We start from the raw sequence: 10,983 nt of genomic DNA, 5'->3' as shown, positions 1-10,983 counted from the left end.
CCCGAGCGCGGGGGCTCGCCCTCCCGGACGACGGCACCCTCCGAACGCGGGAAGAACTCGTACCACGACCCGAACAACGCCCGCTCCCGCTCCACGAGCAGCGGCAAGTGCTGTGACTCCGTGACGAGTTCGCGCAGCGGATGCCCGGCGAGGACCGCGTCCACCTCCGGGGTGAGGGCGGCGGCGAGGCGGGCCGCGGCGGGGCGTTCCGTGTCGCGCAGGGCCTCGGCGGCGGCGCGCAGGACGGCGTCATCGCCCGCCGGGGCTCCGGTGGCGGCGCGTTCGTGGAGGCGGGCGCCTTCCTCCAGGACGAGTTCGGTGTCGATGCCCGCCGGGATCTTGATGTGCGCGTGGTGCCGCCACTGGGTGAGGGGGTCGCCCCACGCCTCGACGGTGTACGTCCAGTTCCCCTCCGCGTCCGGTGTGACGTCCGCGCCCCACCGGTCGGTGCCGGGGGCCAGCTCACGCATGGGCGTCCACGCTCCGGGGCGCCCTTGCGGGTCGCGCAGGACGACATTGGCGGCGACCGCCTCGTGTCCTTCGCGGAAGACGGTGGCGGTGACCTGGAAGGTCTCGCCCGCCACGGCTTTGGCGGGCCGCCGCCCGCCGTGGACGAGGGGTGCGATGTCGAGGATGGGTATGCGGCCGGTGAGGGTGTCCGGCCGGCCGGGGCGCGGGGGTGGAGCCTGTGGTTCGCGCGCGTCCCGCTGCGGTTCTTGTCGGGGTTCCTGCAGTGGGTTCTGCTCTGGTGCCGACGTTTTGGGCGCCCTTGTGGGGGCCTTTCCCGAGGGCGTCGCCGACGGGCGTGTTGAGGGCATTACCGCTCCTGTCCGCGTTACATGAGTGGGGCGGATACGGGGGGTGTGGAGGGGTTCAGCTACTGCGTGGCGCACTTGAGGGAGCCGTGCTTGAGCCGTGACTGCCGTGACCGCCGTGCCGAGTCGTGACTGACCGTACTGAGCCGGGTGCGTACCGGGGGAGCCTTCCCACCGACTTCGGGTGGGCAATCCGGCGCTTTGTTAACTACTGGTGCGTAAGGCCCCATACATGACCGGTTCCGTATCGAGGGTGCTTCGGGATGGCTCCAGAGGCAAGGCCGCGCCCGCACGCACAGGACCGGCCCCGCCGTGTGCGGCGGGGCCGGTCCTGTGCTGTGCCGTGCTCTACGGGTTGTTGACCTGCAGCAACTTGTTCGGGGAGCCGAGACCGGCGCCCGTCACCTTGCCCGGCACCGCCCGGTCGGTCAGTGCCTTGCTCACCGCGGCCGGTGCCGCCGACGGATGGTCGGCCAGGTAGAGCGCCGCCGCGCCCGCCGTGTGGGGTGAGGCCATCGACGTGCCCGAGATGGTGTTCGTGGCGCTGTCGTCGGTGTTCCACGCGGAGGTGATGCCGACGCCCGGCGCGAACAGGTCGACGCCGCCTCCCCAGTTGGAGAAGCTCGCCCTGGCGTCCTTCACGTCGGTCGCGCCGACCGTGACCGCCTCCTTCACGCGGGCCGGCGAGAACAGGAACGCGGGGAGCCCGTCGTTGCCCGCCGCGACCGTGTAAGTGACCCCGGACGCGATGGAGTTGCGTACGGCGGCGTCCAACTGGACGTTGGCCGTGCCGCCGAGGCTGAGGTTGGCGACGGCGGGCTTCCTCGCGTGCTTCGTCACCCAGTCGATGCCCGCGATGACCTGCGCGGTCGTCCCCGACCCCGCGTCGTCGAGTACCCGGACGCCCACCACGTCCGCCTCCTTGGCGACGCCGTGGCTCTGGCCGGCGACGGTCGCGGAGACGTGGGTGCCGTGTCCGTTGCCGTCCTGCGCGGTGGCGTCGCCGTCGATGAAGTCCCAGCCGCTGCTCGCACGTCCGCCGAAGTCCTGGTGCGAGGTGCGGATGCCGGTGTCGATGACGTACGCCGTCACGCCCTTCCCCGCCGACGCGGGCGAGGCGTAGGACTTGTCGAGCGGCAGACTCTTCTGGTCGATCCGGTCGAGGCCCCATGAGGGCGGATCCTGCTGGGTTCGGTCCAGGGACACGGTGCTGTCCTGGACGACGGAGGCGACTCCGGGGTCACCCGCGAGTTTCTTGGCCTGGTCCGAACCGGCCTTCACCGCATAGCCGTTGAGCGCGGTGCTGTAGGTGTGACGTACTTTCGCCCCGTACTTCGTGGCGAGGCCCTGGCCCGCGTCGGACGGGGCCTGGGTCCCGTCCTTGAGCGTGACGATGTAACTCCCGCTGATGGAACCGGGCTCACCGGCTCCGAGTATCTCCCCGAGGGGGGCATCGGCATCGGCGGGAGCGGCGTGTGCTGGCAGCGTGGTGGCCGAAAGCACCACCGCGGTGGTGGCGGCGGTAACGGCCCCGGCCCACCGCAGACGCTTCGTTCGCGACAGAGTCATACGCTGGTTTCCCTCCCCAACTTGACGTGCGACTCGCGGAGTTGGAGTGGTCCGTGCCGGATTCCCCGTGTCCTCCACGAGCGCCACTTGGCAGCCTCTCGTGCGGCGTGAGGGCCTACAAGACCACACGGCGTAGGGGAATCGGCCATACCGCCCGTGGGGGTGCTGTGAGGGTTGCGCCGATTTCCGGACGGATTCGGGATGCCTGCGTTAGGTGCGGGACCACGGGGTGACCGCCGGTACGTCGACGTCCGTTTTCCGCCGGTCCAGGGGCGCCGGAGCCGTCACGCTGACGGCATGACCACCCAGCGCGAAGCTGCCGCACCGGACTCCGTGTCCGTCCTCACCGGCATGTACGAGGCGGAGTCCCGCTACCTGGCGGCCGGCGGCCCCGGCAGGGCCTCGTTCGACCTGCTCGCCCCCTACTTCTCCCCGCACGTCGTGATGCACCAGGCCGAGGCACTCCCGTACGGAGGTACCTGGCGCGGCCACGATGGCATGACCCGCTTCTTCCTCGCCATGGCCGCGACCTGGGAGACCTTCGAGATCGGCGAGCAGCGCTTCCTGGCCACGGGCGAGACGGCGGTCGTCCACACCCAGGTCCACGCGCGGGCCCGTGCCACGGGGCGCGAACTGGCCTTCCCCGTACTGCAGACGATCGCGGTACGGGACGGACGGATCACGGAGGTGCGGCCGTTCTACTGGGACACGGCGGCGATCGTGGCGGCGACGGCGACGGCCTGAGGGGTCAGAGGGTCAGAGGGCGCGGCCGGAGACGAGGCGGCCCTCGGAGGACTCGGCGAAGACGGCGCCACCGAGGTAGAGCGGAGTGCTGAGCTCCACGCCGTCGAGCCTGGTCGTGTCAGTGAGCGGCACCGTCCGTTGCGTGACGTCCCCCGCGTCGCCGTCGAGGGGCACGGTGTAGATCTCGTAGGTGCCCGCTGCCAGGAGCCGGTCATCGGCGAGTGCGAGGGCGGTGGGCTTGCCGCGTGCCGGAAGGTCCCAGAGTTTCCTGCCGGACTTCCACGCGTACGCGGTGAAGCGCGGGGTGGTGATGTCGGTGTGCGAACTGTTGGCGACGACCAGGACGCCCGCCGCGCCGATGACCGGCGCCACGTCGGGCCTCTTGGAGGCGCCCACGACGCGGCGGACCGCGAGGGTTTCGGGGTCCAGGTCGCTCACCCCGCCCCGCCGCGCGGACCAGCACAGGACCGCCCCGTCGTGGCCCATGAGATCTCCGCACCGGGGCCCGGACACCTTGGCCTTCTCGTCGCCGTTCCCGGCGGACAGCGCGAGGGCTCCGCCCGACTCCAGCGCCGTGTACACCGTGCCGCCCTGGACGAGCAGTCTGCCGACGGCCTTGGCGTCGACGGCCGTCTCCCACAGCTGACCGCCGGTCTTCGCGCGGCGAGCGCGCAGCGTGGTCGTGCGGGGGCCGGAGGGCCCGGCGGACTTGACCTCGGCCGTGAAGAGCACGCCCCGGGCGTACGCCATGGAGATCAGCCGCGTGTGCCGCGGTGCCGCGCGGCGCCACAGCTCATCGCCATGCTCCAGGTCAAGGCCGGTCACGCCCAGTTCACTGGGCACGAAGACGCGCTCACCGTCGGTCTCGGGAGGGCTCTCCTGGATGCCGGACGGCTTTCCCGGGAAGCCGGGTGCTGTCCAGCGGTCCTCGCCGGTCGCCGCGGAGAGTGCGGTGGCCGCACCCCGCCCGTCACGGCACACCAGGGTCGAGCGGGCCAGGACGCAGCCGGTTCCCCTGTCGTCCGCGACCTCCGGTTTCTTGCGGGACCAGGGCTGCCAGCCGCCGGGGAGCGCGGAGGGCGTGACGGCGGATGCGCCCAACTCGCCGGAGTGGCCCCTTCCGTATGTCCTGACGAGCGAGGAGGTGGCAGAGCCCCCGGCGGGAGACTTCGTCGCCGGGGGCTCTGCCGATGCGGCTGCCGGTGAGTTCTCCGCGGGGTCGGCGGGGTCGGCGGGTGCGTCCGGCAGGACGAGCGCCGCCGCGGTCACCGCCGCCGTGGCCAGCCCCGCTGCCACGATCCACTGCCAGGGCCGCCGCCGGGGTGCGGGCGCCGGGCCGGGAGCCGCCGGAGCCGCCGGGGCCGTTGGCGGTTCGCCCGGCATGGTGGGGACGTACGGGGCGCCCGGTTCGAACTGCGCCGCGGCCGAGCGGTACTCGGCGAACAGCGAAAGCACCTCCGACGGCCAGGGGAAGCGGGCGGTGCCGGGGGTCTCCAGGCGCTCGGCGAGCGCCGCCGGAGCGGGGCGCCGGGCGGGGTCGGCGGCGAGGCACTCGGTGATGAGGCCCCGCAGTTCGTCCGGGACCCGGGAGAGGTCCGCGTCGCCCTGCGCGATGCGGAAGACGACCGAGGCGAGCTCCGGGTCGTCGAAGGGGCCGCGGCCCGTCGCCGCGTGGCACAGGACCGCGCCGAGTGAGAAGACGTCCGACGCGGGCACGACCGCGTGCGAACCCTCGATCTGCTCCGGAGCCATGAATCCCGGCGTGCCCACGAGCACGCCCGTCATCGTCAGGGCCGTGGCCTCGAAGGCCTGCGCGATGCCGAAGTCGATCAGACGGGGGCCGTCGGGGGTGAGGAGGACGTTGCCGGGCTTCAGGTCACGGTGCAGGACCCGCGCCGCGTGCACGGCCGTGAGCGCCCGGGCGAGCCCCGCGCCCAGTGCGCGGACCGCCGCCACCGGGAGCGGACCGCAGCGGGCGACGGTGTCGGCGAGGGAGGGGCCCGGCACGTACTCCGTCGCGAGCCAGGGGAGCGGGGCATCCGCGTCACCGTCCAGGAGGGCGGCCGTGAACGGGCCGGTGACCGCTCGGGCCGCCGCCATCTCCCGCCGGAAGCGGACCCGGAACGCGTCGTCGAGGTCCAGGTCGAGCCCCTGCCGTACCGCTTTCACGGCGACGAGCCGCCCCTGCCCCCGCCGGGCCAGGAAGACCTCGCCCATGCCGCCCGCACCGATCCGGGCGAGGAGACGGTAGGGGCCGATGTGGCGGGCGGCGCCGGTCGGCAGGGGCGTGAGCATGCGATTCCTCGACTCGACTCGTCTGCACGGCAGTTGGTCAGTTCGGTGGGGGTTCAGGCCGATGGGGATTCAGGGGGAGGGTGACGTGCCGTCAGGGCAGTTCCACCGATGAGATCTTGCCCTCGTCGTAGACGACGTGCGCGACGCCGCCGAGTGCCAGCACGGTCGGCGCGCGCAGCATCTCCGCGACGACGGTGCCGTTGACGTTCGGCGGCGCTTCCGCGCGGTCACCGGGCGCACCGGGCACGGGGTGCCGCACGGTCCCTCCGCCGCCGGTGCCGAGCGGCATGGTGTAGAGCGCGCCGCTGTCCGCGTAGACGATGCGACCGCCGACGACCAGTGGCGCGGAGGACGGGACGTTCCCCTTGGGGAGCTTCGCCGAGCGGCGGAGGAGCCCGGTGCTCTTGTCGTTGACGATCACGCTGTGCCGTGCGGGATCCACGGCGACGGCGAGGGCACGGTCCGTGGCCGTCGGGCCGGGGGCCGACGCGTAGCCCTTGGGCGTGGGGTAGCGGAAGGGTTTGCGGGCTTCTTTGAGGGTGCGGGGGTCGAGCCGCAGCACCTGCACGCGGGGTGACGGCGTGCCGTCATCGGAGCCGCCGCCGGGGGAGGCCGTGCACAGCACCTCGTTCTGGCCCGCGAGCACCACCCCGCACTCGTTCCTGGACTGCCCGAGAAGATCGCCGGTCCGTGCGTCGTACGCCGCGAGGCCGTCCTTCTCGTCCACGTAGACGACGCCGTCGCGCAGGGCCCGCATGCTGTACCGGTGGAAGTCGGCCTGGGCCACCAGCGGCTTGCCCAGATCCTCGTCCCACAAGGGCTTTCCGCCGTCGATGTCGTACGCGTGCAGGGACGCCCTCGCGCCCCTGTGCATGTACGTTTCCTCGGCGCCGACCAGGAGGACGTCGTCGTCCAGGAGCGGCCGCAGCGTGAACGCGCCCGCCCCGTCCGGGCTCGGGGCGTCCCAGAGGACCTCACCCGTCGTGGAGTCGCGCACCTGCAGGACGTCGTCGTGGGCGATGACCGCCTTGCCGCCGCGCACCTGTGGTTCGAGGCCGTCGCCGGGCATGAAGAACGCGCCGCCAGGACCGTAGTACGCCTCGCCCACCCCCTCCTCCGGATCGACCTTCACGGACCTCCACAACCGCTTCCCGCTGCTCGCGCTCAGCGCCTCGTACGTGCCGTTGGTCAGCAGGCAGACGATGGCTTCGGTATCGGCGGCGCAGCTCATGGGCGCGTGGCTCAGCTTGGCCTGCCACTTCTTCCAGCCCTTGGGGCGCTGCGCGGCCACCTGGTCCACGACACCGGAGCGGTCCGCCGTGCCCTCCGCGTCGACCCCGGCCCGCCCGGCCAGTTTCTTGACGGCGGCGGGGTCGGTCGGACCCGGGTCCACCGTCCCGGACCCCGCCGAGCCGCCGCCCGCGGACGCGTCACGCCACGGACCCCACACGGCGAGCGCACCGCCGAGCGCGCCCACCACCACGGCCGCGGCGACCGTGCCGAGGAGCGCGCGCGGGATACGGCGCCGGGGGCGGGGTGCGGCCGTGGGCGGCAGCGATCCGCTCATCGTCGGGAGCTGGTGCACGCCCATGAGGGCGGGCGACGCGGGTATCCCGGGAGCGCTGACCGGATCGCCGGGCGCCGTGGCGGGGCTGCCCTGGGCCGTCGCCGGGGGCCCGGCCTCCGGCTCCGGCCAGAGCGGCACCGGAAGCAGCGGCTGCCCCGAGGCGCACAGCTGCTCCACGTCCCGCCGCGCCTCGGCCACCGCCTCCCGCACCGCCTGCGGCCACTCGGCGCCCGTGGCCGCGTCCCGCAGCCGTACGAGCCGGTCGGCGACCTCCGCCGCGCCCGGCCGCTCGGCCGGGTCCCGCGCGAGGCACGCCGAAAGGACGTCCCGCAACTCGGGCGGCACGGCGTCGAGTTCGGCCTCCGCCCGCGAGACCCGGTACAGGACCGCGGCCATCGGGCCGTCCCCGAAGGGGTCCTGTCCCGTCGCCGCGTAGGCGAGTACCGAGGCCAGGCAGAAGACGTCCGATGCCGCCACCACGTGTCTGCCGCCCGCCACATGCTCCGGCGACATGAAGCCCGGCGTGCCGACGAGCAGGCCCGAGCCGGTCATGGTCGTGGCGGACTGCACGCGGGCCACGCCGAAGTCGATCAGCTTGGGGCCGTCCTGGCCGAGCAGTACGTTGCCCGGCTTGAGGTCACGGTGCAGGGCGCCCGCCGCGTGCACCACCGTCAGGGCCCGCGCCACGCCCGCGCCGAGCGCGGCGACCGCACCCGCGGGCAGCGGCCCGCTCCGGCGCACGGCCTCGGAAAGGGTGGGCCCGGGAACGTACTCGGTGGCCAGCCACGGCACGTCACCCTCGGCCTCGCTCGCTACGAGCCGCGCCACGAAGGGGCTGTCGACGGAGGCCGCCACCTCCGCCTCGCGCCGAAAGCGCCGCCGGAACACGGGGTCCGTCGCCAGTTCGTTCCGGATGGCCTTGACGGCGACGAGGTCCCCGGGTCCGAACCCGGTGGCCCGGTCGGGGCGCGCGAGGAATACCTCGCCCATGCCGCCCGCCCCGAGCCGGGCGAGCGTCACATACGGTCCGATCCGCCGAGGCGACGTATCCCGCAACTGGCCGATCATCCGCCCCGTCCCCCTGTGTACCCGTGCACCCGCATGCCTGTGCGTGCCCCTGCCAACTTCTGTCCCGCCGCGCCACGTTACCCCCGCCACGGAACGCGCGCCCTGTGCGCCGTGGTGACAGGAGCGGCGCGGCGCTAACGTCGGTGCGGCACGGCGATACGTGAGGTACGAAAGCCCGGCACACGCCCCGTCAGACGCTCCGGCAGAGGTGCACCTTGATGAAGGCCATCCGTCGATTCACCGTACGTCCCGCCCTTCCCGAACCTCTCACTCCGCTTTCGGAGCTGGCGCGAAACCTGCGCTGGTCCTGGCACCCGGACACCCGTGACCTGTTCAAGTCCGTCGACCCCGAGCAGTGGACCGCCTCGGGCTGTGATCCCGTACGGCTGCTCGGGAGCGTGCCGCCCGCGCGGCTCGCCGAACTGGCCGGGGACGGGGATTTCCTGCGGCGGCTCGCCGAGGCATCGGACGGGCTCCGGGAGTACGTCACCGGGGCCCGCTGGTATCAGGCGCAGTCCGCCGAGCGTGGCGGTGAACTGCCGCGTGCCGTGGCCTACTTCTCGCCCGAGTTCGGCATCACCGCCGCCCTCCCGCAGTACTCGGGCGGGCTCGGCATCCTCGCGGGCGACCACCTGAAGGCGGCGAGCGACCTCGGGCTCCCGCTCATCGGGGTCGGGCTGCTCTACCGCCACGGCTACTTCCACCAGTCCCTGTCCCGCGACGGCTGGCAGCAGGAGACCTACCCGGTGCTCGACCCGAACGAGCTGCCCCTCTCCCTCCTGCGCGAGGCCGACGGCACCCCGAGCCTGGTGGCGATCGCGCTGCCCGGCGGCCGTTCGCTGCGCGCGCACGTCTGGCAGGCCGTCGTCGGGCGCGTACCGCTGCTCATGCTCGACTCGGACGTGGAGGAGAACGACCCCGCGGCCCGCGAGGTGACCGACCGGCTCTACGGCGGCGGCAGCGAGCACCGCCTGCTCCAGGAGATGCTGCTCGGCATCGGCGGGGTGCGCGCCATCAGGACGTACTGCCGGCTGAGCGGGCACGCCGAGCCCGAGGTCTTCCACACGAACGAGGGCCACGCGGGCTTCCTCGGCCTTGAGCGCATCCATGAACTCGCCCTGGAAGGCGTCGAGTTCGATGCCTCGCTGGAAGCGGTGCGGGCCGGGACCGTCTTCACCACCCACACCCCCGTGCCCGCCGGGATCGACCGCTTCGACCGTGAGCTCGTCGCCCGGCACTTCGGTCCCGAGGCCGAACTGCCCCGCATCGACGTCGAACGCATACTGCGGCTCGGCATGGAGACCTATCCCGGCGGGGAGCCCAACCTCTTCAACATGGCGGTGATGGGCCTGCGGCTCGGGCGCCGCGCCAACGGCGTCTCCACCCTGCACGGCAAGGTGAGCCGCGAGATGTTCGCGGGCCTGTGGCCGGGATTCGACGCCGAGGAGGTGCCGATCGCCTCCGTCACGAACGGCGTGCACGCCCCGACCTGGGTGGCCCCCGAGGTCTTCCGCCTCGGCGCCCGCCAGATCGGCGCCCAGCGGACCGAGGACGCGCTGTCGGTGGGCGGCTCCGACCGCTGGGACGCGGTCGCCGAGATCCAGGACGCGGACATCTGGGAGCTGCGGCGCGAACTGCGCGGCCAGCTCGTGACGGAGGTCAGGCAGCGGCTCTACGCGTCGTGGCGCCAACGGGGCGCTGCGAGCGCCGAGTTAGGTTGGATCGACGAGGTGCTGCGGCCCGACGTCCTGACGATCGGCTTCGCGCGCCGGGTCCCCTCGTACAAGCGCCTGACGCTGATGCTGCGGGACCGGGACCGGCTGATGGAGCTGCTCACTCATCCGGAACGGCCCGTGCAGATCGTGGTGGCGGGCAAGGCGCATCCGGCGGACGACGGCGGCAAGCGGCTCATCCAGGAACTGGTGCGTTTCACCGACGATCCGAGGGTCCGCAACCGGATCGTGTTCCTGCCGGACTACGGCATGGCGATGGCGCAGAAGCTGTATCCGGGGTGCGACGTGTGGCTGAACAACCCCCTCCGTCCGCTGGAGGCGTGCGGCACGAGCGGGATGAAGGCCGCCCTGAACGGCTGCCTCAACCTGTCGGTGCTCGACGGCTGGTGGGACGAGTGGTTCGAGCCGGACTTCGGATGGGCGATCCCCACGGCGGACGGGGCCGCGACGGACGATGACCGGCGGGACGACCTGGAGGCCGCGGCGCTGTACGACCTCCTTGAGCGCAGGATCGCGCCCCGCTTCTATGAGCGGGGCCCTGAGGGCCTTCCCGACCGGTGGATCGAGATGGTGCGCAGGACACTGACCCGGCTCGGCCCGAAGGTGCTCGCGGGGCGGATGGTGCGGGACTACGTGGAGCAGCTGTACGTTCCCGCCGCGCGGGCGCACCGCACGCTGGGCGTGGACGCCGCGGGGGAGCTGGCCGCGTGGAAGGCGCGGGTGCGCGCCGCCTGGCCGCGGGTCGCCGTCGACCACGTCGAGGCGTCGGCGACCGGTGCCACCGCCGAACTGGGCGCCACGCTCTCGCTGCGGGTGCGCGTACATCTGGGCGAGCTGACTCCGGACGACGTGGAGGTCCAGACGATCGCGGGCCGCGTCGACCCCGAGGACGTCATCGCCGACGCGATCCCGGTGCCGCTGAAGCCCGTGGGCGGGCCCGACGCGGAGGGCCGCCGCCTCTACGAGGGCCCCCTGGCCCTGGACCGCACGGGACCCTTCGGCTACACGGTCCGCATCCTCCCGGCCCACCGACTCCTCGCGAGTGGCGCGGAGCTGGGCCTGGTGGCGGTGCCTTCGGAGGGGACGGGGGAGGCGGCGGGGGTGCTGCTGCGGTAAGGCGGCCGGCGGTACGACGACGAGCGGCACCCGGGGGAAGTGCGAACCCCGGGTGCCGACTGGTCGTGCTGGTCGA

Annotated in this window: 6 protein-coding genes; 2 read left to right on the top strand and 4 right to left on the bottom strand. The window is 73.0% G+C overall.

The genetic code is table 11. The features are described 5' to 3' along the window. Both AB0E78_RS29255 and AB0E78_RS29250 read right to left on the bottom strand, forming a co-directional pair. A partial coding sequence (locus AB0E78_RS29255) for a maltotransferase domain-containing protein (RefSeq protein ID WP_361838458.1) occupies positions 1-818 on the bottom strand: 818 nt, incomplete at its 3' end. 345 nt (positions 819-1,163) lie between these two features. Then, a complete protein-coding gene (locus AB0E78_RS29250; protein ID WP_361838456.1) occupies positions 1,164-2,384 on the bottom strand; it encodes a S8 family peptidase in 1,221 nt (406 codons plus the stop codon). A gap of 297 nt (positions 2,385-2,681) precedes the next feature. On the opposite strand from AB0E78_RS29250, the gene AB0E78_RS29245 reads away from it, so the two are divergent. After that, positions 2,682-3,128, top strand: coding sequence for a nuclear transport factor 2 family protein (locus tag AB0E78_RS29245; protein WP_361838454.1), 447 nt, complete (start codon positions 2,682-2,684; stop codon positions 3,126-3,128). Between the two features lie 12 nt (positions 3,129-3,140). On the opposite strand, the gene AB0E78_RS29240 is transcribed toward AB0E78_RS29245, so the two are convergent. Continuing rightward, positions 3,141-5,423 carry a protein kinase gene (locus AB0E78_RS29240; RefSeq protein WP_361838452.1) on the bottom strand — a complete coding sequence of 761 codons (2,283 nt, stop codon included), beginning with the start codon at positions 5,421-5,423 and terminating at the stop codon, positions 3,141-3,143. A 91-nt stretch (positions 5,424-5,514) separates the two neighbouring features. Continuing rightward, on the bottom strand, positions 5,515-8,010 hold the full coding sequence (locus AB0E78_RS29235) for a protein kinase (RefSeq protein ID WP_361838450.1): 2,496 nt from the start codon (positions 8,008-8,010) through the stop codon (positions 5,515-5,517). A 266-nt stretch (positions 8,011-8,276) separates the two neighbouring features. Between AB0E78_RS29235 and glgP the strand changes: the two genes are divergently transcribed. Then, entirely contained in the window at positions 8,277-10,907 is a 2,631-nt protein-coding gene (gene glgP / locus AB0E78_RS29230; protein WP_361838448.1) for an alpha-glucan family phosphorylase, read from the top strand. Positions 10,908-10,983 lie beyond the last annotated feature (76 nt).

The sequence above is a fragment of the Streptomyces sp. NPDC032198 genome, from assembly GCF_040636975.1.
Classification (GTDB): domain Bacteria; phylum Actinomycetota; class Actinomycetes; order Streptomycetales; family Streptomycetaceae; genus Streptomyces.
The sequence above is the reverse complement of the archived record's forward strand: the minus strand, read 5'-3'. Positions and strand labels throughout refer to the sequence as shown.

Coding starts and splice junctions, on each gene's coding strand:
- AB0E78_RS29250 (WP_361838456.1), bottom strand. CDS start 2,384: ATGACTCTGTCGCGAACGAAGCGTCTGCGGTGGGCCGGGGCCGTTACC.
- AB0E78_RS29245 (WP_361838454.1), top strand. CDS start 2,682: ATGACCACCCAGCGCGAAGCTGCCGCACCGGACTCCGTGTCCGTCCTC.
- AB0E78_RS29240 (WP_361838452.1), bottom strand. CDS start 5,423: ATGCTCACGCCCCTGCCGACCGGCGCCGCCCGCCACATCGGCCCCTAC.
- glgP (WP_361838448.1), top strand. CDS start 8,277: ATGAAGGCCATCCGTCGATTCACCGTACGTCCCGCCCTTCCCGAACCT.